General features: G+C 60.2%; 19 protein-coding genes, 4 tRNA genes and 1 pseudogene. 15 read left to right on the top strand and 9 right to left on the bottom strand.

All coding sequences use genetic code 11. The features are described 5' to 3' along the window. Positions 1 to 49 precede the first annotated feature (49 nt). On the bottom strand, positions 50 to 1,396 hold the full coding sequence (locus ACZ0AI_RS08075) for a class II 3-deoxy-7-phosphoheptulonate synthase (RefSeq protein WP_463565297.1): 1,347 nt from the start codon (positions 1,394 to 1,396) through the stop codon (positions 50 to 52). Positions 1,397 to 1,568: 172 nt separating this feature from the next. Between ACZ0AI_RS08075 and ACZ0AI_RS08070 the strand changes: the two genes are divergently transcribed. The 4 genes from ACZ0AI_RS08070 (at position 1,569) to pabB (ending at position 6,405) form a co-directional block, all read left to right on the top strand. Next, the gene (locus tag ACZ0AI_RS08070) at positions 1,569 to 2,342 is read left to right on the top strand and encodes a spermidine synthase (protein ID WP_463565296.1); all 774 of its coding nucleotides are present in this window, start codon (positions 1,569 to 1,571) and stop codon (positions 2,340 to 2,342) included. Positions 2,343 to 2,457: 115 nt separating this feature from the next. Next, entirely contained in the window at positions 2,458 to 2,856 is a 399-nt protein-coding gene (locus ACZ0AI_RS08065) for an ester cyclase (protein ID WP_463565295.1), read from the top strand. 302 nt (positions 2,857 to 3,158) lie between these two features. Further along, positions 3,159 to 4,892 carry a DEAD/DEAH box helicase gene (locus ACZ0AI_RS08060; RefSeq protein WP_463565294.1) on the top strand — a complete coding sequence of 578 codons (1,734 nt, stop codon included), beginning with the start codon at positions 3,159 to 3,161 and terminating at the stop codon, positions 4,890 to 4,892. A 157-nt stretch (positions 4,893 to 5,049) separates the two neighbouring features. After that, entirely contained in the window at positions 5,050 to 6,405 is a 1,356-nt protein-coding gene (gene pabB / locus ACZ0AI_RS08055; protein WP_463565293.1) for an aminodeoxychorismate synthase component I, read from the top strand. 52 nt (positions 6,406 to 6,457) lie between these two features. Here the strand turns inward: pabB and ACZ0AI_RS08050 are convergent, their stop codons facing one another. After that, a complete protein-coding gene (locus ACZ0AI_RS08050; protein ID WP_463565292.1) occupies positions 6,458 to 7,225 on the bottom strand; it encodes a DODA-type extradiol aromatic ring-opening family dioxygenase in 768 nt (255 codons plus the stop codon). A gap of 106 nt (positions 7,226 to 7,331) precedes the next feature. Here ACZ0AI_RS08050 and ACZ0AI_RS08045 point away from each other — a divergent pair, with 106 nt between their 5' ends. Further along, a complete protein-coding gene (locus ACZ0AI_RS08045) occupies positions 7,332 to 7,982 on the top strand; it encodes a thiopurine S-methyltransferase (RefSeq protein WP_463565291.1) in 651 nt (216 codons plus the stop codon). 81 nt (positions 7,983 to 8,063) lie between these two features. On the opposite strand, the gene htpX is transcribed toward ACZ0AI_RS08045, so the two are convergent. The 3 genes from htpX to ACZ0AI_RS08030 all read right to left on the bottom strand — a co-directional run bounded on the left by htpX (position 8,064) and on the right by ACZ0AI_RS08030 (position 10,889). Beyond that, positions 8,064 to 8,936: a protease HtpX gene (gene htpX / locus ACZ0AI_RS08040; protein WP_042556667.1), complete on the bottom strand. Its 873-nt coding sequence runs from the start codon at positions 8,934 to 8,936 to the stop codon at positions 8,064 to 8,066. A 226-nt stretch (positions 8,937 to 9,162) separates the two neighbouring features. After that, a complete protein-coding gene (locus ACZ0AI_RS08035) occupies positions 9,163 to 9,609 on the bottom strand; it encodes a hypothetical protein (RefSeq protein WP_225833130.1) in 447 nt (148 codons plus the stop codon). Positions 9,610 to 9,677: 68 nt separating this feature from the next. Further along, the gene (locus ACZ0AI_RS08030; RefSeq protein ID WP_463565290.1) at positions 9,678 to 10,889 is read right to left on the bottom strand and encodes a pyridoxal phosphate-dependent aminotransferase; all 1,212 of its coding nucleotides are present in this window, start codon (positions 10,887 to 10,889) and stop codon (positions 9,678 to 9,680) included. A gap of 147 nt (positions 10,890 to 11,036) precedes the next feature. On the opposite strand from ACZ0AI_RS08030, the gene msrB reads away from it, so the two are divergent. The 3 genes from msrB to ACZ0AI_RS08015 all read left to right on the top strand — a co-directional run bounded on the left by msrB (position 11,037) and on the right by ACZ0AI_RS08015 (position 12,486). Beyond that, entirely contained in the window at positions 11,037 to 11,429 is a 393-nt protein-coding gene (msrB, locus tag ACZ0AI_RS08025) for a peptide-methionine (R)-S-oxide reductase MsrB (RefSeq protein ID WP_463565289.1), read from the top strand. Positions 11,430 to 11,561: 132 nt separating this feature from the next. Continuing rightward, a complete protein-coding gene (locus tag ACZ0AI_RS08020; protein ID WP_463565288.1) occupies positions 11,562 to 12,050 on the top strand; it encodes a glutathione peroxidase in 489 nt (162 codons plus the stop codon). Next, positions 12,043 to 12,486 (top strand): MarR family winged helix-turn-helix transcriptional regulator, encoded by a 444-nt coding sequence (locus ACZ0AI_RS08015; protein ID WP_463565287.1) that lies wholly within the window; start codon positions 12,043 to 12,045, stop codon positions 12,484 to 12,486. The genes ACZ0AI_RS08020 and ACZ0AI_RS08015 overlap by 8 nt, the downstream gene beginning before the upstream one ends. A gap of 50 nt (positions 12,487 to 12,536) precedes the next feature. On the opposite strand, the pseudogene ACZ0AI_RS08010 reads toward ACZ0AI_RS08015, so the two are convergent. Next, positions 12,537 to 14,845, bottom strand: a pseudogene (locus tag ACZ0AI_RS08010) (hybrid sensor histidine kinase/response regulator). Positions 14,846 to 14,945: 100 nt separating this feature from the next. Here ACZ0AI_RS08010 and ACZ0AI_RS08005 point away from each other — a divergent pair. Both ACZ0AI_RS08005 and ACZ0AI_RS08000 read left to right on the top strand, forming a co-directional pair. Further along, positions 14,946 to 15,836, top strand: coding sequence for an ATP-binding protein (locus ACZ0AI_RS08005; protein WP_463565286.1), 891 nt, complete (start codon positions 14,946 to 14,948; stop codon positions 15,834 to 15,836). Further along, positions 15,833 to 16,315 carry a GAF domain-containing protein gene (locus ACZ0AI_RS08000; protein ID WP_463565285.1) on the top strand — a complete coding sequence of 161 codons (483 nt, stop codon included), beginning with the start codon at positions 15,833 to 15,835 and terminating at the stop codon, positions 16,313 to 16,315. The genes ACZ0AI_RS08005 and ACZ0AI_RS08000 overlap by 4 nt, the downstream gene beginning before the upstream one ends. A 56-nt stretch (positions 16,316 to 16,371) precedes the next feature. Here ACZ0AI_RS08000 and ACZ0AI_RS07995 read toward each other — a convergent pair whose 3' ends face one another. After that, positions 16,372 to 17,142, bottom strand: a complete 771-nt coding sequence (locus tag ACZ0AI_RS07995; protein ID WP_463565284.1) for a hypothetical protein — start codon at positions 17,140 to 17,142, stop codon at positions 16,372 to 16,374. Positions 17,143 to 17,521: 379 nt separating this feature from the next. On the opposite strand from ACZ0AI_RS07995, the gene ACZ0AI_RS07990 reads away from it, so the two are divergent. From ACZ0AI_RS07990 to ACZ0AI_RS07975, 4 genes are all read left to right on the top strand, one after another. Next, positions 17,522 to 17,597: transfer RNA gene (locus ACZ0AI_RS07990), tRNA-Glu, on the top strand. Positions 17,598 to 17,625: 28 nt separating this feature from the next. After that, a tRNA-Gly gene (locus ACZ0AI_RS07985) sits at positions 17,626 to 17,701 on the top strand. A 47-nt stretch (positions 17,702 to 17,748) separates the two neighbouring features. Then, a tRNA-Glu gene (locus ACZ0AI_RS07980) sits at positions 17,749 to 17,824 on the top strand. Between the two features lie 13 nt (positions 17,825 to 17,837). Beyond that, positions 17,838 to 17,913: transfer RNA gene (locus tag ACZ0AI_RS07975), tRNA-Gly, on the top strand. Positions 17,914 to 18,011: 98 nt separating this feature from the next. Here ACZ0AI_RS07975 and ACZ0AI_RS07970 read toward each other — a convergent pair. Both ACZ0AI_RS07970 and ACZ0AI_RS07965 read right to left on the bottom strand, forming a co-directional pair. Next, on the bottom strand, positions 18,012 to 18,422 hold the full coding sequence (locus ACZ0AI_RS07970; RefSeq protein WP_463565283.1) for a PA2817 family protein: 411 nt from the start codon (positions 18,420 to 18,422) through the stop codon (positions 18,012 to 18,014). A 76-nt stretch (positions 18,423 to 18,498) separates the two neighbouring features. Then, on the bottom strand, positions 18,499 to 20,946 hold the full coding sequence (locus ACZ0AI_RS07965; protein ID WP_463565282.1) for an acyl-CoA dehydrogenase: 2,448 nt from the start codon (positions 20,944 to 20,946) through the stop codon (positions 18,499 to 18,501). Positions 20,947 to 21,277: 331 nt separating this feature from the next. On the opposite strand from ACZ0AI_RS07965, the gene ACZ0AI_RS07960 reads away from it, so the two are divergent. Beyond that, a complete protein-coding gene (locus ACZ0AI_RS07960; protein WP_463565281.1) occupies positions 21,278 to 21,898 on the top strand; it encodes a glutathione S-transferase family protein in 621 nt (206 codons plus the stop codon). Positions 21,899 to 21,947: the final 49 nt, after the last annotated feature.

Below are 21,947 nucleotides of genomic sequence, written 5' to 3'. Positions count from 1 at the left end.
CTGATGAGGGTGAATCATTGCAGCCTGATCCACCGTCGCTTATCCCGTCCTAACGGCGCACCTGCTTCAGGGTTTCGGCAATCATGAACGCCAGTTCCAGGGACTGATCGGCATTCATCCGCGGGTCGCAGTGAGTGTGGTAGCGGTCGGACAGGCCTGCTTCGGTGATCGGCTTGGCGCCGCCGATGCACTCGGTAACGTCCTGGCCGGTCATTTCGATGTGTATGCCGCCAGCGTAAGTCCCTTCGGCATGATGTACGGCAAAGAACTGCCGAACTTCGGCGAGGATCTGCGCGAAATCACGGGTTTTGTAGCCACTCGAGGCCTTGATGGTGTTGCCGTGCATCGGGTCGCTGCTCCACAGCACCTGACGGCCTTCGCGCTGCACGGTGCGGATCAGTCGTGGCAGGCCGGCTTCGACCTTGTCGGCGCCCATACGTACGATCAGATTGAGGCGCCCCGGATCGTTGTCCGGATTGAGGATATCGATCAGGCGGATCAAGTCCTCGTCGGTCATGCTCGGGCCAACCTTCACGCCGATGGGATTGCCCACTCCACGCAGGAACTCGACGTGGGCGCCGTCCACCTGGCGAGTACGATCGCCGATCCACAGCATGTGTGCTGAGCAGTCGTAGAAGTCGCCGGTGAGGCTGTCTCGCCGCACGAAGGCTTCTTCGTAGTTGAGCAGCAGTGCTTCGTGGGCGGTGAAAAAGCTGGTTTCGCGGACCTGGGCTGCGCTGTCCATTCCGCAGGCGCGCATGAATGCCAGCGTTTCGTCGATGCGGTCGGCCAACTGGTGATACTTCTGCGCCAATGCCGAGTTGGCGATGAAATCGAGGTTCCAGCGATGCACTTGGTGCAGGTCGGCAAAGCCACCCTGGGCGAAGGCGCGCAACAGGTTCAGCGAGGCGGTGGACTGGTGGTAGGCCTGCAACAGACGCTGGGGATCGGGCGCCCTGCTGGCCGGGTCGAAGCCGATTCCGTTGACGATATCGCCGCGGTAGGCGGGCAGGGTGACGCCGTCGATGGTTTCATCATTGGCCGAGCGCGGCTTGGCGAACTGGCCGGCCATGCGCCCGACTTTCACCACCGGGCAGCCGGCAGCAAAGGTCATGACGATTGCCATCTGCAGCAATACCTTGAAGGTGTCGCGGATCTTCGCCGCGCTGAACTCGGCGAAGCTTTCCGCGCAGTCGCCGCCCTGCAGCAGAAATGCCCGGCCTTGGGTAACCTCGGCAAACTGCTTGCGCAGCTCCCGTGCCTCTCCGGCGAACACCAGTGGCGGAAAACTGGCCAAACTCTGTTCGACCTGACTCAGCTTGGCGGCATCTGGATAGAGGGGTTGTTGCTGGATCGGTTTGCTTCTCCAGCTGTCGGGGCTCCAAGGCTGACTCATGGCGGCATCTCTTATTTGACGGTCAGCCATGGTAACCGATCCCTGTGGGCCTCAATGCATGCCCGTTCGCGCTATTGCCGGGCATTTAGCGCGTGACCTGAACGCTGTGCATCATCGACAATCGGTCTCAGCCCGGCCTGAGCCGGGGAACGCGATGGTGGAGAATCTGCGCATGCCTGGTTTGCCCCCGGTGGAGGACATGAAGGAAGAGGTGGTACTGGCTGAGGTGCACGATGACTTTGGCGTGATCCGTGTTGTGGAGATTGGCGAATACCGTTTTCTCGAGTTCGGTGAGTCGATCGAGCAGAGCTGCGTATTCACCGCCGACCCGAGTTGGCTGGAGTATGACTACACCCGTGCCATGTTCGCGGGGGCGCTGTGCCATGAAGCCCCGGAGACTGCGCTGTTCCTCGGTCTTGGCGCCGGCAACCTGACCCAGGCGTGTCTGAAGTTCCTGCCGCTCGAGGATGTCGAGACCATCGAGCTACGTCCTGACGTGCCGCGCCTGGCCATGGAGTATCTGGGGCTGGAAGACGATCCGCGGCTGACCATACGCATTGGCGATGCCATGGAGCTGTTGCCGAGTGCGGAAACTGCGGATCTGATCTTCGTCGACCTCTATACCGATACCGGCCCCGGTGTTGGCCACCTGGCTTGGCGCTTTCTCGATGAATGCCGAGCCAAGCTCAATCCGTGTGGTTGGCTGATCATCAACCAATGGGCAGGTGAGGATGGCAAGCCCTTGGGCGCGGCGCTGCTGCGCGGGCTTTACCACCGTCATTACTGGGAGTGCCCGGTGGTGGAGGGCAACGTGGTGGTGCTAGTGCCTGCCGAACTCGATCAGCGCTTTGATCGCGAGGCTGTAAGCCGCCGCGCTGAAGCTTTGGCGGGGCGGCTCGGTTATTCGCTGCTGCCGTTGATCAATGCCGTGCGCATGGCCAGTTGAGGCCGGAATTAACCAGCATCTGCAATGTCTTTTCAGAGGCTGATCAGGTTTCGCTGCAACGTGAGGTGCACTGAAAGCTGGTCAGCCCCTAGAACCATGTTGACGGAGCGATGCCATGAGCGAGCAAGATCTTCGCGTGATATATCGCGCTTATATCGATTGCCTCAATCTTCAGGATTGGGCAAATCTGGGAAATTTCGTTCATGACGATGCGATTCACAATGGCCGGCGTTTGGGCTTGTCCGGTTACCGCGAAATGCTTGAGCGAGACTTTCGCGAGATTCCTGACCTGCGCTTCAATATTCGCCTGCTGACCTGCGAAGAGTCAGTCGTTGCCAGCCGCCTGGATTTTCACTGCTCGCCGAAAGGCCGGTTTCTCGATCTGCCGGTGAATGGCCGCAAAGTCGCCTTCAGCGAAAACGTTTTTTATGCGTTCCGCGCTGGCAAGATCGCCGAGGTCTGGTCGGTCGTCGACAAGGCGGCGATCGAAGCTCAGTTGGCAAGCCGGGCCTGACCGGTCGATCAGTCCGGCAGCAAGGCTGCGGCACAATGTCGCGGATGGCTGGCGTCTAGCTGAAGAGCGGCTTTATTGTTGTAAAAACAACACATTCGTCTGGAAATTCCGGTATAGTGCGCGCCGGCCAATTCATGGCCACGTTCAAGTTGTGCAATTCGCCGGGAAGCTATTTCCGGCAGCCAGTCCGCCAAGCGGGCTATCTTGACGATTCACTTTCCACCACGTTTTCGCAAATCCCCGCCGACCAGGCTGCCAGGGTGACCCACAAGGTCCGTACATGGCATGTGCAGCTTTGGAACATGGGTCTTTGCGGATGCACTAGAGGCAGACCCATGACCCAGGAAATCGGCGGCTTCGCCGCACTCGGACTTCACCCTAATATTCTCGCTGCTGTGCTCGCTGTCGGTTACGAAGAGCCGTCGCCCATTCAGTCTCAGGCCATTCCGGTCATTCTTTCCGGTCAGGACATGATCGGCCAGGCACAGACCGGTACTGGTAAAACTGCAGCCTTTGCTCTGCCGTTGCTGTCGAAAATAGACCCGAGCAAGCGTGAGCCACAAGCGCTGATCCTCGCGCCAACCCGTGAGCTGGCCCTGCAGGTTGCCACCGCGTTTGAGACCTACTCCAAGCAGATGCCTGGCCTGAACGTAGTGGCTGTCTACGGCGGCGCGCCAATGGGCCCGCAGCTCAAAGCCATCCGCCAGGGCGCTCAGGTTATCGTGGCCACGCCGGGTCGCTTGGTCGACCATCTGCGTCGCGACGAAAAAGTACTGTCGACCATTCAGTACCTAGTGCTCGACGAAGCGGACGAAATGCTCAAGTTGGGCTTTATGGATGACCTCGAAGTGATCTTCGAAGCCATGCCGAAAAGCCGCCAGAGCGTACTGTTTTCTGCAACTCTGCCGCATTCGATTCGCGCCATTGCCGAGAAGCATCTGCGCGATCCGCAGCACATCAAGATCGCCACCAAGACTCAGACCGTCTCGCGTATCGAGCAGACGCATCTGATGATCCATGCCGATCAGAAGACCAACGCCGTATTGCGTCTGCTGGAAGTCGAGGAGTTCGATGCACTGATCGCCTTCGTGCGCACCAAGCAAGCGACCCTGGATCTGGCCGCTGCGCTGGAAGCCAAGGGCTACAAGGCTGCTGCGCTGAACGGTGACATCGCCCAGAACCAGCGCGAGCGCGTGATCGAGTCCCTCAAGGATGGTCGTCTGGACATCGTTGTTGCCACCGACGTCGCTGCCCGTGGTATCGACGTGCCGCGCATCACTCACGTATTCAACGTCGACATGCCGTACGACCCTGAGTCTTACGTGCACCGTATCGGTCGTACCGGCCGTGCCGGTCGCGATGGCCGTGCGCTGCTGCTGGTGACGCCGCGTGAGCGCCGCATGCTGCAAGTGATTGAACGCGTGACCGGCCAGAAGGTTGGCGAGGCCAAGCTGCCGAACGCCCAGCAAGTTCTGGACGCGCGTATCAAGAAGTTGACCAATAGCCTGTCGCCGCTGGTCGCTGATGCCGAAGCCAGCCACGGTGAGCTGCTTGATCGCCTGACCGCTGATATCGGTTGCAGCCTGCGTGCCCTGGCCGCCGCGCTGTTGAAAAAAGCCACCAATGGTCAGCCATTGGACTTGGCCAGTGTTGAGCGCGAGCAGCCGCTCGTGCCGGGCGCTGGTGGTGCTCCGCGTGAGCGCCGTGAGCGTGATGGTGAGCGCGGCAGCAGTGAGCGTAGTACTGCTGAGCGTGGTGAATACCGCGAACGTCGTGCGCCAATGCCGCTGGGCGAAGGCCGTGCTCGTTGCCGTACCGCGCTGGGTGCGCGTGATGGCATCGCTGCCAAAAACCTGCTGGGTGCAATCCTCAATGAGGGTGGTCTGGCTCGTGAGGCCATCGGCCGCATCCAGATCCGCGAGAGCTTCAGCCTGGTGGAACTGCCAGAAGAAGGTCTTGAGAACCTGCTGGGCAAGCTCAAGGACACTCGCGTTGCCGGTAAGCCGTTGAAGCTGCGCCGTTATCGCGAAGACTGATCAGCGATGCTGTAACACTCGGGGGAGCCATTGGCTCCCCCGAGTCGTTTTCGGTGACTGAAAAATCGTCCACTCAGGCGCTCGAAGCGGCGACAGCTCTAGGACGATCCCTTCTGCGGCTCTACAATCGGCCGTCCTTGTTTGTGCGATGTGTTGAATGTCTACCTGTCTTGTCCATTCCCTGCCTTATCAGGCCGATCCTGCCGCTTATTTCGAGCGGGTGCGCCAGGCACCGGGTGCGGTGCTGCTGGATTCCGGGCGGCCGACGGCCACGCGTGGGCGCTACGACCTGCTCAGCGCTTGGCCCCAGGCGACCCTTAGCCCGCAGGAAGGCGAGTCAGGCGCCAACTTTTTCGCGCGTTTGCGCGAGGGCTTGGCTGCGCTGGGCGAGGCCGAGCTGCCGGTCGGCTTTGAGCTGCCGTTCGCAGGTGGCCTGCTGGGTTACCTCGGCTACGATTTCGGTCGTCGCATCGAAGTGCTGCCCGAGCAGGCCAGGGACGACCTGGGTCTGGGCGATGCCGTATTCGGTCTGTACGCCTGGGCACTGATCAGCGACCACCTGGCACAGACCAGCCAGCTGGTATTTCACCCATCGCTCTCCAGCAGCGAGCAGGCGCGTTTGCTCTCTCTGTTCCAGGGAGCGCCCTCGGTAGTAGCGGAAGATGCGCCATTCGCCTTGCTTGGGCCCTTCCAGGCCGATATCGAAGCGGATGCCTACGCCAGCGCCATCGCCCGCATTCATGCTTACATCGCTTCCGGTGATTGCTACCAGGTCAATTTCGCCCAGCGCTTTCGAGCCGCTTATCAGGGCGAGCCCTGGCAAGCCTACTGCGCGCTGCGTGAGGCCTGCCCGACGCCGTTTTCCGGCTACCTGACGCTGGCAGATGGTGGTGCGGTGCTGAGCCTCTCGCCAGAGCGGTTCATTCAGGTCAGCAAGGGGCAGGTGGAAACCCGGCCGATCAAAGGGACTCAGCCCCGTGGACGCAACGAGCAGGAAGATGCCGACAACGCCCGTGCATTGCTCGGTAGTCCCAAGGATCGCGCCGAGAACCTGATGATCGTTGATCTGCTGCGCAACGATTTAGGCCGCAGTTGCACGATTGGTTCGATACGCGTACCCGAACTGTTTGCGTTGGAGAGTTACCCGAACGTGCATCATCTGGTCAGCGCAGTGACCGGCGAACTGGCCGCTGATAAAGACGCGCTGGATCTGCTGCTGGGGGCCTTTCCCGGCGGTTCCATAACGGGAGCGCCGAAGATCAGGGCAATGCAGATCATCGATGAGCTGGAGCCAGCGCGGCGTGGTCTGTATTGCGGTTCGCTGCTGTACCTGGATGTGCGCGGTGAGATGGACAGTTCTATCGCCATCCGTAGCTTGTTGGCCAAGGACGGCACGATCAGTTGCTGGGGGGGCGGTGGCATCGTCGCCGACTCGGTCTGGCAGACCGAGTATCAGGAGTCGATCACCAAGGTGCAGATTTTGCTCAGTACCCTGCAGCGCTTTTGCCTTTAGCAGCGGTTAAATGACTGCCTCAGTTGCCATCGCCGACGCTTTCAACTACCTGCTAGGCGAAGCTGTAGATATCCATGCCCAGCGCCCCGAGGGTGAAGCCCTGGTGTTCGATCCGGCAGGTGCCGCCGGCACCGCGGGCGAAGAACAGCGGTAGCAGATGCTCCTCGCTGGGGTGGTTGCGGCGAGCGTGGGGCGCCTGCTGGCGGTAGTCGAGCAGCGCCTCTAGATCGTCACTCTGCAGCTTGTCTACCACCCAGTCGCGAAACTCCGCGGCCCAGGACGTCGCCTTTTCCGGGGCGGCACGCCAGTCCAGCTCGCCGAGGTTATGGGTGATGCTACCGGAGCCGAGCAGCAGGACATTCTGCTCGCGCAGCCCGGCCAGAGCCTTGCCAACCTGGAGCTGCAGGGCTGCGCCTTGGTGGCTGGGCAGCGACACCTGCACCACTGGGATGTCCGCTTGCGGATACATCAGCGACAGCGGAACCCAGCAGCCATGATCGAACGGCCGGCGCTCATCGGCACGGGCGGGAAGGCCGGCTGTTTTCAGGCGCTGCACAATGTCTTCTGCCAGTTGCGGGTTGCCGGGCGCGGGGTATTGCACCTGATAGAGCTCCGGAGGAAAGCCGCCGAAGTCGTGCCAGGTCTGTGGCTGGGCCGCGCTCATCACCAGCAGTTCGGTGCTCTCCCAGTGTGCCGATACCAGCACGATGGCGCGTGGTTTCGGCAGATCCGCGGCAAGACGGGTGAGGGCCACGCCGCTGGCGCCGGGCTGCAGGGCGAGCATGGGTGAACCATGGGAAATGAACAGACTGGGTAGCATGATGACCTCCTGAAGGTAGAGAGATGATCTATCAGCTAGACTGGCTGAACAACGGCTATTTGATGGCTGTTATTATCTGATTTATCGATTGTTTGATGGGGGCATCATGCAGGAAACGTTCTGGCAAACGCGCTGGCAGAATAATCAGATCGGTTTTCATGCCACTGAGGTCAACCTGTTCCTGCAGCGATACTGGCCAAGCTTTGCGGCAGCGGATAGCGCTCGGGTGCTGGTGCCTTTGTGCGGCAAAAGCCTGGATATGGTCTGGTTGGCCGAGCGCGGTCATCGAGTGATCGGTGTGGAACTGACACAAACCGCCGTCGAGGCATTTTTTAAAGAGCAGAGACTGGAAGCATCGGTCAGCCAGGAAGGTGCATTTAAAGTTTACCGGCACGGACGGATCGAGTTGTACTGTGGTGATTTCTTCGCGCTCGGTAGCGAGCAGCTCGCAGATTGTGCGCTGTTCTACGACCGCGCAGCCCTGATTGCCCTGCCGCCTGCGATGCGCGAGCGTTATGTCCGGCACCTGCAGTGCGTAATGCCTGCGGGCAGTAAGGGCTTGCTGGTAACCCTGGATTACGATCAGGCCCTCATGGATGGGCCACCCTTTTCCGTCTGCGATGCTGAGGTGCGAGGCGGATTCGGCAGTGTCTGGGATAGCGAGCTGCTGGAAAGCCAGGACGCGATGGAAGAGCGATTCCGGGCCCGTGGCCTCACTCGCATGGATGAGCGTGCTTATCGGTTGCGGCTGCTCTGAACGGTTGATCGAAAATCCCCTGCAGGGATGACAGATACGAAAAAGGCGACCTCGCGGTCGCCTTTTTCGTTCATGTCGCTATCAGCCTAGGCGGCGCAGAGCTTCGATGCGATCTTCCAGCTTCGGGTGGGTCATCAGCAGGCCGGCCAAGCCGTTTTTGAGACCACCGTTGATGCCGAAAGCGGTCAGGCTGTCAGGCATCTGCACTGGCACGCCCTGTTCGGCACGCAGGCGCTGCAGTGCAGCGATCATGGCGCCAGTGCCAGCCAGTCGAGCGCCGGCTTCGTCTGCCTTGTACTCGCGTTTGCGCGAGAACCACATGACGATGATGCTGGCCAGGATGCCCAGTACCAGCTCGGCGAAGATGGTCGCCACGAAGTAACCGATACCGTGACCGCCTTCGTTCTTGAGGATCGCCTTGTCGACGAAGTTGCCGAAGATACGGGCGAAGAACATCACGAAGGTGTTCACCACGCCCTGGATCAACGCCAGGGTAACCATGTCGCCATTGGCCACGTGGCCGATTTCGTGGGCTAGTACGGCTTTCACTTCATCGGGCGAGAAGCGCTCGAGCAGGCCCTGGCTGACGGCGACCAATGCGTCGTTCTTGTTCCAGCCGGTAGCGAAGGCGTTGGACTCGTAGGCCGGGAAGATACCCACTTCCGGCATCTTGATGCCGGCCTCGCGGGACAGCTCTTCGACGGTCTGCAGCAGCCACTGTTCGTGGCGGGTGCGTGGTTGAGTAATGATCTCGGTGCCGGTGCTCATCTTCGCCATCCATTTGGACAGGAAGAGCGAGATCAGCGAGCCGGCAAAACCAAAGACGGCGCAGAAGATCAGCAGGCTGCCGTGATTCTGGCCGGTAAAGCGATCAACCCCCAGCAGTTTGAGGGTAATGCTGGCGATGACCAGTACTGCCAAGTTGGTTGCCAGGAACAACATAATGCGCATCATGGTGTGAAACGACTCCTCACGGGAAATACAGGCTCAATATGGCGGCTATATAAGGGCTCGCCCTGTGGCTATTCAACCGAGTGACTATTTCAAACTGTGTCGCATGGCCACGGCGTGAGCACTCTGCTGCGCAACGCTGGCAGTGCTTAGATTGGGATTTTCTGGTTTATTTCAATCCCCACCGAGAAAAACCGCGTTTATCGCAGATAACTGAGTGGTGTGGGGATTACAGGCGATGTTCCGCAGAGCGTTGTTCGAACAGGTGTCGGGTCAGTCGCGCAATCCGTTCACCATGTTGCTGAGCCAACGCTTCGCGCAGTTGAAAGGCCAATGTGGCCTGCACTCGACTCACCGCTGGTGGTGGCGTCTCGCCATCCGGTAGGGCGCGCGCGATACCGCGCGACAAACGCAGAAAGCCTTTTTCGCTCAGTACGGCCTGATCCAGGGCGTCATAGCCAATGGTGGACTCGTAGCGCAGATAGCCTTCATCGGCTAGCCATAGCAGTGTGCCCAGGCAAGCTTGATGGCGTTTGCTCGGCAGGCCGAACTCGTCAGGCTCTTCGCGGCCGATCAAGTCTTCCACATACAGCGCAGCCTTGCGCGGGAACACCTGATACAGCATCAGCAGGCTACTGGCTGCGTCCTTGTAAAAGTCGTCGATCTGCAGATCCATGGGCTCAGTCTTGTAAGGTTGGCGGCCTCACGGATGCCTGGGCAGGCGCCCGTGAGCCGGTAGCGTGGTTACTGGCGATAGGTCTTGAGAAAACTACCGATACGTCCGATGGCAAGTTCGAGGTCATCGACGCGGGGCAGGGTGACCACTCGGAAGTGATCCGGCCACGGCCAGTTGAACGCGGTGCCCTGTACCACCAGCAATTTCTCGGAGAGCAGCAGGTCGAGCACGAACTTCTCGTCGTTGTGGATCGGGCAGACCTTCGGGTCGATCTTCGGGAAGGCGTACAGCGCGCCCATGGGTTTGACGCAGCTGACACCCGGAATGTCGTTGAGCAGTTCCCAGGTGCGGTTACGTTGTTCCAGCAGGCGGCCGTTGGGCAGTACCAGGTCGTTGATGCTCTGGTAGCCGCCGAGGGCGGTCTGGATTGCATGCTGGCTGGGTACGTTGGCACACAGGCGCATGTTGGCGAGAATATCCAGGCCTTCGATATAACTGCTCGCGCGGTGCTTGGGGCCGGAGATGGCCACCCAGCCCGAACGGAAGCCGGCCACTCGGTAGGACTTCGACAGACCGTTGAAGGTCAGGCAGAGCACGTCCGGGGCCAGGGATGCGGTGCAGATATGCACGGCGTCGTCGTAGAGAATCTTGTCGTAGATTTCGTCGGAGAACAGTACCAGATTGTGCTGGCGTGCCAGTTCTACGATCTCCAGCAGCACTTCCCGGGAGTACACCGCGCCCGTGGGGTTGTTCGGGTTGATCAGTACCAGGGCCTTGGTATTCGGGGTGATCTTGGCGCGCATGTCAGCGATGTCGGGGAACCAACCGGCCTGTTCATCGCACAGGTAGTGCACCGGATTGCCGCCGGAGAGTGCCACGGCAGCCGTCCACAACGGGTAATCAGGGGCGGGAATCAGCACTTCGTCGCCGTTGTTGAGCAGGGCCTGCATGGCCATGACGATCAGCTCGGATACACCGTTGCCCAGGTAAACGTCTTCGATGCCGACGCCTTCCACCTGCTTTTGCTGGTAGTACTGCATCACCGCCTTGCGCGCACTGAACAGGCCTTTGGAGTCGCTGTAGCCTTGGGCCATGGGCAGGTTGCGGATGACGTCCTGGAGGATTTCCTCGGGGGCTTCGAAGCCGAACGGCGCCGGGTTACCGATGTTCAGCTTGAGGATGCGCTGGCCTTCCTCTTCCAGTCGCTTGGCGTGCTTGAGCACCGGGCCGCGAATGTCGTAGCAGACGTTGGCGAGCTTGTTGGATTTGCTGACCTGCATGGTGAAGAATCCCGAATCGAAGAGGTGCGGCCTTCAGCGGGCCGAGGCGGCGGCGAGCCGTGGCGGGTTGAGGTGTCGAATCATACGTGTCAGCCTGAGTCGGGCAAAGATACAGATAGGGCTTTTTTATCCTGAGGAGGACGGCCTGTGAGCAAACTCGAAAAACCACTGGAAACCTGGCGTGAGGAGTTGTCGGACACTCAGTTCAATATCTGCCGCCTGGGCGGTACGGAGCGTCCGTTCACCGGGGAATATCACGACAGCAAAGAGCCGGGTGTTTATGAATGCGTGTGCTGCGGCACGCCATTGTTCGACTCCGATGCCAAGTTCGATTCCGGCTGTGGATGGCCAAGCTATTTCCAACCGCTGAATGCCGATGTCATCACCGAGCTAGAAGACTTCAGCCATGGTATGCACCGTGTCGAAGTGCGCTGCAGCAACTGTGATGCTCACCTGGGTCACGTATTTCCTGATGGCCCACGGCCAACTGGACAGCGCTATTGCATCAATTCGGTGTCGCTCAAGCACGTGCCGCGCTAGGCGTCGAGCGCAGCTGTGCGAGTGATCATCATTCGGCCCGCTTATAGCGGGCCTTATTTTTGATCAATTGAATTGTGTGCAATTCAGTTGCTAACTATTCTTTTGGCTCCATTACTCAGCGAGCCCGCACCCATGAGTCAAGATCTGTTGGCGATACCCTGCATTACCATCAGTGGCGAGCGTAAGAATCTGGCGGACTTCGGCGCCAAGGCTATTCTGGTGGTCAATACCGCCAGCCAGTGCGGATTCACTCCGCAGTATCAAGGGCTGGAAAACCTCTGGAAGCAGTACGCAGACAAGGGGCTGGTAGTGCTGGGCTTTCCCTGTAATCAGTTCGGCAAGCAGGAGCCGGGCGACGACAAGGCGATCTCCAGCTTCTGCGAGCTGAATTTCGGGGTCAGTTTCCCGCTGTTCCGCAAGATCGAGGTGAATGGCGACGGTGCGCATCCGCTTTACGTGCAACTCAAGCGCGAGGCGCCCGGCCTGTTAGGCACGCAGCGCATCAAGTGGAATTTCACCAAGTTCCTGATCAGTGGCGATGGCCGCAAGGTGACGCGCTATGCACCCACCACCAAGCCCCAGGCACTGAGTGCCGCTATCGAAGCGATGCTCAATGGCTGATCTGAAACTTGACCAGCATCTGTGCTTCAAGCTGTATGCCGCATCCCGCATGGTGGTGCGTGCCTACAAGCCGATGCTCGACAGGCTGCAACTGACCTACCCCCAGTACCTGGCCATGTTGGTGCTCTGGGAGTGGGATGAAACGCCGCCTGCGCAGCCGACCGTGAAGGCGCTGGGGGAGCGTCTGCTCCTCGACTCGGGCACCCTGACGCCATTGCTCAAACGTTTGCAGCACGCGGGTCTGGTTGAGCGTCAGCGTTGTGCGCAAGATGAGCGTGAAGTGCATCTGGGCCTTACCGCTGCTGGTCGTCAGTTGCAGGCCCTGGTGCCTGCATTGAAGCGAGAATTGCTCTGTGAGCATGGGGTCGATAGCCAGGAACTGGAGCCACTACGCATGCAGTTGGATGGGCTTCTACAGCGCATGCGCAGCCTCTGAGTGTTATGTGAGGGGCTAGGATGTGCTCGCAACTGAGGCGGGAGCAGACGCTAGCTCGGCAACCATTGATCGAGCAGGGCGAGTAGCTCTTCGCGGCGGAAGGGTTTCGCTAGGTAATCGCTCATGCCCGCCGCCAAACAACGTTCGCGCTCTTCGGAAAGCGCATTGGCGGTAAGGGCAATGATGGGTAGATGCTGCCACGCCGGGTTGGCGCGTATGCGTCTGCTAGCTTCGTAACCGTCCATCACGGGCATATTGCAGTCCATCAGTACCAAGTCGACAGGTTCTTCCTGCAGTCGCTCCAGCGCCTGCTCACCGTTGTTGGCCAGCGTTACTTCCAGGCCCTGCTTGCCGAGCATGCCTTTGGCCACCAACTGGTTGACCGGATTGTCTTCGACCAGCAGCACACGTGCTTGCTTACGGGGTGTTGTTGCGCGTACCTGTGGCCCGCTCGCGTTCTCTGACGGCTGCTGTAAAGCGCGGCCCAGCGCCTGCAGCAGGTGATGGCGGGTGAGTGGCCTGGCTACCTGTTCCAATGGTGCCAGGGCAAGTGCTTGTTCGGTATCGAGGAAACTGCCGTAAGCAGTGACCAGAATGATCGGTGTGGTGGTCTGCTGACGCAGACGTTCCATGCAGGTCGGGCAATCGCTGATCAGTACGTCGGCATCGATGTCGCTGGCCTGATGGGCACTGTCCAGGCGCTGGTAACCCAAGCCCCAGCGGTTGATCTGCATGGGGAGCAATTCGGCCAAGCCAGTGTTGGCGCTACAGATGGCCAGTACTCGTCCCGCCAGCCGTGGGGGGGAGGAGCCGCTTGTAAGCTTGGTAACGGCAATATCGCGCTGAAACGGCTGCCGCTACCAGGCGTAGAGAGCAATTCCAGTTGGCCATGCATGGCCTCACAAAGACGGCGTGTCAGTGCCAGGCCTAGGCCGGTGCCGCCGAACTGACGAGTAATGTCCGCGCCTGCCTGGGTAAAGGGATGAAAAATACGTGCCTGTGCATCTTCCGCAATACCGATGCCGGTATCGCAGACTTCAATACGGACCTGATTCGACTCGGCACGAATACGGATATCAACGCGGCCCTCGCGGGTGAATTTCAGGGCATTGGACAGCAAGTTGCTGACGATCTGCCGCACCCGTGTCGGGTCGCCAAGCATCTGCGACGGCAATTGCGGGTCAATCAGGCACGTTAACTCGACGCCGGGCAGGGCGTTTTGCGACAGCAGGCTGGCGGTGCCTTCGACCAGCGTGCCGAGGTCGAAGGCGATGTTCTCCAGCTCCAGTTGTCCTGCCTCGAATTTTGATAGATCGAGAATATCGTTGAGCAGATCGACCAGCACCTTGCCGGAGTCATGAGCGATCGACAGCTGCTGGCGCTGCTCGCTGCTCAGCGTGCCTTCCAGAGACAACGCCAGCATACCCAGCAAGCCGTTCAGCGGGGTACGGATCTCATGGCTCATGTTGGCTAGAAATATGGAGCGTGCCTGAGCCATGGCCAGGGCGTCGTGGCGGGCTTGCTGCAGTTCTTCATTGGAGCGGCTGAGGCGACTGTTGGCGGCCTTGAGCTCCACTGTGCGGGCTGAAACGATGGCTTCCAGCTCGCCGAGGTAGTCGGTTAGTCGATCCTCGGCGTTGCGTCGTTGTTCGATCTCTGTGGAAATACTGGCGAGCTGGTTGTTGGCAACTGCTACCAAGACACCGATTTCGTCGCGCTCGTGGCCGGGCGGGCAGGGCAGGCGGGTGCGATCCGGGGTGCGCAGGTCGCGGCTGGCGATTGACTGGACCACCTGGTTCAGTGGCTTGGTCAGCATGAAATAGAACAGCACCAGCAGAATCACCGAGAGCAGCAGGCTGCGGGCGAAGCCATTGACCAGGGTCAACATCGCGCGTTTGAGGAAGTTGCTGCCGAATGCGTAGGTGTCGATGTCCAGTTGCAGCATGCCCAGTTGCTCGTCAGGCGCATGCTCGACTGACAGGCGAGTTTCGAAATGGCGGCTGTTGCCGAACAAGAAGTCGCTGAAGATTCGATAGTTGCTTTCCGCCGCTGGCTGCGTGGTGCTGGCCAGGGACTCGCCATTGCTGTCGACGATGCGTGCGCCGGTCACGGCGGGCGAGCGCAGCAGGCCGGCGACCAATTCCTGGGCCAGCTCGGCGTCGATGTTGTAGGCGATACGTGCGGCAGGATTGTGGCTGATCTCCATCAGCGCACGAATCTCGCGGTTGATGGCGGCGTCTTCACTGGCATAATCGACGCCTATCTGCACCAGGCTGAGCAGCGTTCCGATGATGAACGCCACCAGGACGGTAACGCCAGCCTGTTTGAATGACAGCCGCTGTGTCAGTGGTATTTCCATATAAGGCGCTGTCTCGTTCCGATCGCTGTCCAAGCATAGTCGATATGGCCTGCTTTTCGGCACACCCGCCTCAACATACTGATGATTCGAGGGCCTGACCGTGGATTCCCGTTTGCTTGATTTTCTCCAGCGTGCCGACAGTGTTCTGACACGCCTGGAGCCGCTGCTGCCTGCGATTCGCGAGCCGCTCGATTGGCAGCAATGTCTGGCCGCGCGCTGGCAGCGTGAGGGGCGCAGTGGCTATCTGCAGCCGCTGAAAGTGAGCCTGGACATGAGCCTGAGTGACTTGATCGGTGTCGACACCCAGCGCGAGCAGCTGGCGCGCAATACCCGCCAGTTCGTTCAGGGCATGCCTGCCAACCACGCGTTACTGTGGGGCGCCCGGGGTACTGGTAAATCGTCGCTGGTGCGTGCGCTGCTGGCCGAGCATGCAGGTGCCGGCTTGCGGCTGATCGAAATCGAGCGTGACCACTTGGCCGATCTGCCGCGCGTTGTGGAACAGCTGATGAAGCTGCCGCAGCGTTTCATCCTGTTCTGCGATGATCTGTCGTTCGAGGCGGGAGAGGGCGATTACCGGGTGCTCAAGAGTGTGCTCGACGGCTCCCTTGAGCGTTCGCCGGAGAACGTGCTGCTGTACGCCACCTCCAACCGCCGCCACCTGGTGCCGGAGCGTGAGAGTGACAACGCCAATACCAAGATGGTCGATGGCGAACTGCACCCGAACGAGGCAGTCGAGGACAAGATCGCCTTGTCGGATCGCTTTGGCCTGTGGCTGTCCTTCTACCCCTTCACCCAGCAGCATTACCTGGATGTGGTGCGCCACTGGATCGACGTGCAGGCAGCAGAGGCGGATCTGCAGTGGCAGTGGAGCGAGGATCTGGAAAAGCTTGCCGTGCGCTGGGCGACGGGGCGGGGTAATCGTAACGGCCGCTGTGCCTATCAATTCGCCCGCCAGTGGGTGGGCCTGCAACTGCTGGAGACGTCGCGATGATCGATTTGAGTGAAAGCGGTACGGGCCTCGACGGTTATCCGTTGCTGACTGCCCAGCTCGAGTCACTGTTGAGCGGCGAGCGCGATTTCATTGCCAATGCTGCGCAGTTCAGCGCTTTTGTCTTTCACGAGCTGGAAGGGCTCAATTGGGCCGGTTTCTATCTAGTCAAGGACGATGAGCTGGTGCTCGGGCCGTTCCAGGGCAAAGTCGCCTGCGTACGCATTCCGTTTGGGCGCGGTGTTTGTGGCGCCGCGGCAGCGTCGTTGCAAACCCAGCGGGTGGAGGACGTGCATGCTTTCGCCGGGCATATCGCTTGCGACAGTGCGTCCAACAGTGAATTGGTCATCCCGCTAATCAAGGATGGCCGGCTGATTGGCGTGCTGGATCTGGATAGTCCGCTGCTTGGGCGGTTCAGCGAGGTTGATCAACGAGGAATCGAAGGCCTCGCCGCCGTGCTGCTGCGCGCGAGTGATTGCTGAGATCCGGCGTCTGTTGCCGTTTCAACAACGCGGTTTGCGTTGAAACGGCAACAGCACTAGTCGTATATCGCCTTCTTCTTCCAGTCCCCATCACCTTCCAGCGACTTCAGTCCCTCGTTGAGTTCGCTGGATTCATCGACGGCCTGTTGTCCTGGATTGACCAGCATGGCGTTGACCTGCGCGAGTTGTTTCTGGAACTGCGCCAGCGGCGCCTGATAGCGCGCCACGTCGCTCTGCTTTTGCAGGAACTGCACGCCACGCTCCAGTGCGAGGCGGGCGTGGCCGATCTGTTGCTGCTGCAGCGCATGCCGGGCCTGGTTGCCATAAAGCTCTATATAAAGCTGAGCCAGCATATGGCGTATCTGCTGCGCCCATTGTTTGGCTTCATCGACAGGCAGCAGGCCGGTCTGTGCTGCTTTGCTGATCTGGCCGTGCAGCATTTCCAGTTGAGCGCGAACCTGTTTCGCCCGTTCGTCGTCGGTCACCGGGAAGGGGGCATTGCGAACCGGGATGGCCTCGCCCTGGCCGATAAATTTGCGCAGTTCCTGGGCCATGGCTGCGTAGGCGGCATCCTGCTTATCGACTTCCAGCAGGCGTTCGGCGAAGTGTAACTGCAGACGGCTGAGCAACAGCTTGAGCTCCGGCGTCATGAATTGCCCGGCGAACTGCTCGTTGAGATCGGCGATACGACGGTAGCGCTCGGCTAGATCAGCTTTAAGGCGTGCCTTCTTGCGCTTGTTGTTTTCGGCCAATTGATTCAGATAGGCAATCAGCACCAAGAGGATGATGCCGCCGATTATCGCCAGGGTGATCACGAGCGAGGACATCGCTTTAACCTCTCAAACGCCATTTTCGCACGAGTGTAGTGCTTAGTTGGGGCGCCTCCTAGCGGCGATTGCATTTGATCACGCACTCTTCATGCCGACATTTGCTAAGTTGTGAGGAGGCTCTTGATCATCGGCATGGCAAAGAGCCAGCCAGCCGCCAGTGGAGTGTTCATGTTCAGGTCTTGTGCCATGGCCCTTTAGGGCTCTGTTTAGTGAACTTTCAGGTTTCTCGCCGAACTGCTGAAATCCAGGGTGAAGTCGTTGATTTTAAAAAATATTATTTGAGAGGTTGACGACCGTTAAAAGGCTCCATAGAATGCGCGCCACTTCCAAGGGAATGCCGAAAGGCACAGCGCGGAAGCCGGAAATTCCGGGCAACGTCCCCTTCGTCTAGTGGCCTAGGACACCGCCCTTTCACGGCGGTAACAGGGGTTCGAGTCCCCTAGGGGACGCCACTTCGGAAATGAAGTGGAAGCAACATATGCGGGAATAGCTCAGTTGGTAGAGCACGACCTTGCCAAGGTCGGGGTCGCGAGTTCGAGTCTCGTTTCCCGCTCCAGATTATTGATTCAGCTTGGCAGCTGAATCGTTGTAAAAAAGTTCAAGGGCCCCTTCGTCTAGTGGCCTAGGACACCGCCCTTTCACGGCGGTAACAGGGGTTCGAGTCCCCTAGGGGACGCCAATTTGTTGTAAATGCGGGAATAGCTCAGTTGGTAGAGCACGACCTTGCCAAGGTCGGGGTCGCGAGTTCGAGTCTCGTTTCCCGCTCCAAATAAACGAAAAAGCCGCTCGTTGAGCGGCTTTTTCGTGTCTGCCTTTTGGTGTTTCGAGGCCTGCCAGCACGGGTTGAGTGCTGGCGGGCTTTTTCGTCAGTGGCGGCTGCTTGGTGTCGGCATCGCCAGCAGCTGCTTTTCCTGATTCCAGTCGAACGGTTCGTCGTTTTCTTCGGCGTAGAAGCGGCGCTCGTCGAGTTGCTGGTACAGCTCGATCTCTTCGTCCGGCATGAAGTGCAGGCAGTCGCCGCCGAAGAACCACAGCAGGTCGCGGGGCACCAGGTGGGCGATCTGCGGGTAGCGCTGGAAAATCTGGCTGATCAGATCCTGACCCAGGTACTGGCTGCGTTCGAAATCTACTGGCAGCTCGGCCAGCAGCTCGTCATAGCGCTCGAGAAAGTTGGCATGGCTGTCATCGAGAATCTGCTCGGCTTCGCCCAGGGCGACCAGAATGGTGCGCAGGTGGTTGAGCAGTGCGATGTGGTGATCGAGATGGGTGTTGGCCATGTCCGGTGATCCTGAAAGTAAAACGGGCGCCGGAGTATAAAGTCCACGGCGCCCGCTGTCGTGCCTGCAGTAAGGACTACCTGACCTTGCCCTCGCTCGGCAGCAGCTCTTCCTTGCTGAAGTCATCGACATCGATCACCACGCGACGGGCAACCTCAGCTCGTTGCAGCTGCTGGCCTTCCTCGGCGGTGAGTACGCCGGCAGCCACTGCCGTTTCGATCTCGTTCTGCCCCGGCGTTTCCCGAACCTGCCCGGCCTTGACGGCCTTGTGCAGCTTCTTCTGTAGCGGCTGAGCTTCCTGCAGCAGATTGAAGGCGTGTTGCAGGGCGCCAACCGGGTCGTCCGTGGCGCTTGGGCGGAAGCAGCCTTCGAGCAGTTCTTCGAGTGCCGGGTCGCCCGCATTGCGGCCGATGATCGCCGCGACCTGTGCGTCGAGGTGATCGTCCGGGCCCTGGTGGCGACGGCCGAAGGGGAAAACCAGCACGCGCAGGGCACTTCCCAGCAAGCGGTTGGGGAAGTTGCTGAGCAAATTGTCGATGGCGGTCTCGGCCTTGCCCAGGCTCTCCTCGAGCGCCCAATGCAGCAGCGGGCGGACGTGCTCCGGGTAGTCCTGGTCGTGATAACGCTTGAGAGCCGCAGAGGCCAGATACAAATGGCTGAGTACGTCACCCAGGCGTGCCGAAAGGCGCTCGCGACGCTTCAGTTCACCGCCCAGCAGCATCATGCTGAGGTCGGCAAGCATCGCGAAGGCGGCGCTCAGGCGGTTCAGCGCGCGGAAGTAAGGGCGGCTGATACGGTCGCCCGGCACCTTGCCGAGCATGCCCAGGCTGAGGCTGAGAATCAGTGTGCTGGCGGCGTTGCTGACGGCAAAACCGATGTGTTGCATCAGCAGGTCGTCGAACTCCACCAGCGCCTGATCGCGATCCTCACGATTGGCCAGGGCCATTTCCTTGAGTACGTAAGGATGGCAGCGGATTGCCCCCTGGCCGAAGATCATCAGGTTGCGCGACAGGATGTTGGCGCCCTCGACCGTGATGAAGATCGGTGCTCCTTGCCAGGAGCGGCCCAGGTAGTTGCTCGGGCCCATGATGATGCCCTTGCCGCCGTGCACGTCCATGGCGTGGGTGATGCACTCGCGGCCACGCTCGGTCAGGTGATACTTAAGGATCGCCGAAAGTACCGACGGCTTCTCGCCCAGATCCACCGCATTGGCGGTGAGGATGCGTGCGCTATCCATCAGCCAGGCGTTGCCGCCAATGCGAGCGAGGGCTTCCTGAATGCCTTCGAAGGCCGACAGCGGCACGTTGAACTGTTCGCGCACCTGGCTGTACTGGCCGGTGACCAGGCTGGTGTACTTGGCGGCGCCGGTGCCGACGGCGGGCAGGGAGATGGAGCGACCTACCGACAGGCAGTTCATCAACATCATCCAGCCCTTGCCGAGGTAGTCCGGCCCGCCGATCAGGTATTCCAATGGCACGAATACATCCTTGCCGGAGTTGGGGCCGTTCATGAAGGCGGCGCCCAATGGTAGGTGGCGGCGGCCGATTTCGACTCCGGGGGTGTCGGTGGGAATCAGTGCCAGGCTGATGCCCAGCTCTTCCTTGTCGCCGAGCAGGTGTTCCGGGTCATAAGCCTTGAAAGCCACGCCAAGCAGTGTCGCTACCGGGCCGAGGGTGATGTAGCGCTTTTCCCAATTCAGCCGCAGGCCGACGACTTCCTCGCCGTTCCACTGGCCTTTGCAGATCACACCGCTATCGGGCATGGCGCCCGCGTCGGAACCCGCCAGCGGGCCGGTCAGGGCGAAGCAGGGGATATCGTCGCCACGGGCCAAGCGCGGCAGGTAATGGTTGCGCTGCTCTTCTGTGCCGTAATGCAGCAGCAATTCGGCCGGGCCGAGGGAGTTGGGCACCATCACGGTGGAGGCGAGGTCACCGCTGCGGGTGGCCAGCTTCATGGCCACTTGGGAGTGGGCGTAGGCAGAAAAACCCTTGCCGCCGTATTCCTTGGGAATGATCAGGGCGAAGAAGCCATGCTGCTTGATGTGCGCCCAGGCTTCAGGCGGCAGATCCATGCGCTGGCCGATTTCCCACTCGCTGACCATGGCGCACAGCTCTTCGGTCGGGCCGTCGATGAAGGCCTGCTCCTCGGCGGTCAGCTTGGCTTTCGGGTAGGCCAGCAGCTTATCCCAGTCGGGGCGGCCGCTGAACAGCTCGCCATCCCACCATACGGTGCCTGCCTCGATGGCGTCCTTCTCGGTGGCCGACATCGGCGGCAGCACCTTCTGGAACCAGGCAAACAGCGGTGCGGTGAAGTGCTTGCGGCGCAGCTCCGGTAGCGCCAGGGGCAAGGCGACCGCCAGCCAGAGCAGCCAGAAGATCACCATCAGCCAGCCCGGCGCGTGGCTGTAGGCGCCCATGACGAGCAGGTAGGCGGCAACGATTGCCAGGGCGGGTAGGGGCGCCGTGCGGCGGTGGGCCAAGAAGGCCGTACCGATAACCAGAACGAGCAACCAGACAGCGAGCATGCAAAATCCTCCATGATGGCGATGGCAGAACGACTACCGACGCCATAATCGTAGTCGGCAAGCGCAGAGGCTGCCGACAGGGGCGTTACAGATCACTTCCGGGTGGTCACGACCTGTTGCGTTCACGATAGTGACCCCTGCCGGGGCCGCGTAGTTCGGCTAACAAATTGCGTCTGCGGATGACCTGTTGGTCAGCTCATGAATGGCCCGTACGCGTGCTACATGAACGAGGTCGATAGCCAACATCAGTATGTCTGGCTTTCTTCTTCTGAGCAGAGTGGTAGGGTTGTCAGCGTTTCGGCTCATGGGCTTCTAATAAGGACGATTGGCGATGCTGAAAATATGGGGCCGCAAGAATTCCACCAATGTGCGCAAGGCGCTGTGGTGTGCGGAGGAGGCCGGCGTCGGCTATCAACGTCTGGATGCCGGCGGTGCGTTCGGGGTGGTCGATCAGCCCGAGTTCCTGGCGCGCAATCCCAACGGGCAGGTGCCCGTGCTCGAGGATGGTGGCCTGGTGCTCTGGGAGTCCAACAGCATTGTGCGTTACCTGGCGGCAGCCTACGCACCGGGCACGCTCTATCGGGCAGATCCTGCAAGTCGTGCGATGGGTGACAAATGGATGGACTGGGCGACTTCCACCTTTGCGGGTGCTTTCCGCGATTTGTTCTGGGGCACCTTGCGTACCCCGGTCGAGCAGCGCGATCTGGCGGCGATCGAGGCTGCACGTTTGCGCTGCATCGAACTTCTCACACTGCCTGAGCAGGCGCTAGGCGAGCATGACTATCTATCCGGCGACGCTTTCGGCATGGGCGACATTCCCCTTGGTAGCTTCATCTACGCCTGGTTCGAGATGCCCATCGAACGACCGCCACAGCCCAACCTGCAGGCCTGGTATGCGCGGCTGCGCGAACGACCGGCCTATCAGTGTGCGGTGATGACCGAGCTGAACTGATTCCCCCTGATATTTCGTTGTAATAGTTCGACAATACCCCCATCTAAAT

The sequence above is a fragment of the Pseudomonas sp. AC355 genome (assembly GCF_979258205.1).
This window is presented reverse-complemented; position numbering and strand designations above follow the sequence as displayed.

Bases quoted from the DNA above. Each gene is read 5' to 3' on its own strand.
- ACZ0AI_RS08020 (WP_463565288.1), top strand. From the start codon at position 11,562: ATGAGTCAAGATCTGTTGGCGATACCCTGCATTACCATCAGTGGCGAG.
- ACZ0AI_RS07995 (WP_463565284.1), bottom strand. From the start codon at position 17,142: ATGTCCTCGCTCGTGATCACCCTGGCGATAATCGGCGGCATCATCCTC.
- ACZ0AI_RS08045 (WP_463565291.1), top strand. From the start codon at position 7,332: ATGCAGGAAACGTTCTGGCAAACGCGCTGGCAGAATAATCAGATCGGT.
- pabB (WP_463565293.1), top strand. From the start codon at position 5,050: ATGTCTACCTGTCTTGTCCATTCCCTGCCTTATCAGGCCGATCCTGCC.
- ACZ0AI_RS07960 (WP_463565281.1), top strand. From the start codon at position 21,278: ATGCTGAAAATATGGGGCCGCAAGAATTCCACCAATGTGCGCAAGGCG.
- ACZ0AI_RS08070 (WP_463565296.1), top strand. From the start codon at position 1,569: ATGCCTGGTTTGCCCCCGGTGGAGGACATGAAGGAAGAGGTGGTACTG.
- ACZ0AI_RS08075 (WP_463565297.1), bottom strand. From the start codon at position 1,396: ATGAGTCAGCCTTGGAGCCCCGACAGCTGGAGAAGCAAACCGATCCAG.
- ACZ0AI_RS08050 (WP_463565292.1), bottom strand. From the start codon at position 7,225: ATGCTACCCAGTCTGTTCATTTCCCATGGTTCACCCATGCTCGCCCTG.
- htpX (WP_042556667.1), bottom strand. From the start codon at position 8,936: ATGATGCGCATTATGTTGTTCCTGGCAACCAACTTGGCAGTACTGGTC.
- ACZ0AI_RS08000 (WP_463565285.1), top strand. From the start codon at position 15,833: ATGATCGATTTGAGTGAAAGCGGTACGGGCCTCGACGGTTATCCGTTG.
- ACZ0AI_RS08065 (WP_463565295.1), top strand. From the start codon at position 2,458: ATGAGCGAGCAAGATCTTCGCGTGATATATCGCGCTTATATCGATTGC.
- ACZ0AI_RS08035 (WP_225833130.1), bottom strand. From the start codon at position 9,609: ATGGATCTGCAGATCGACGACTTTTACAAGGACGCAGCCAGTAGCCTG.
- ACZ0AI_RS07970 (WP_463565283.1), bottom strand. From the start codon at position 18,422: ATGGCCAACACCCATCTCGATCACCACATCGCACTGCTCAACCACCTG.
- ACZ0AI_RS08015 (WP_463565287.1), top strand. From the start codon at position 12,043: ATGGCTGATCTGAAACTTGACCAGCATCTGTGCTTCAAGCTGTATGCC.
- ACZ0AI_RS08030 (WP_463565290.1), bottom strand. From the start codon at position 10,889: ATGCAGGTCAGCAAATCCAACAAGCTCGCCAACGTCTGCTACGACATT.
- ACZ0AI_RS08060 (WP_463565294.1), top strand. From the start codon at position 3,159: ATGGGTCTTTGCGGATGCACTAGAGGCAGACCCATGACCCAGGAAATC.
- ACZ0AI_RS07965 (WP_463565282.1), bottom strand. From the start codon at position 20,946: ATGCTCGCTGTCTGGTTGCTCGTTCTGGTTATCGGTACGGCCTTCTTG.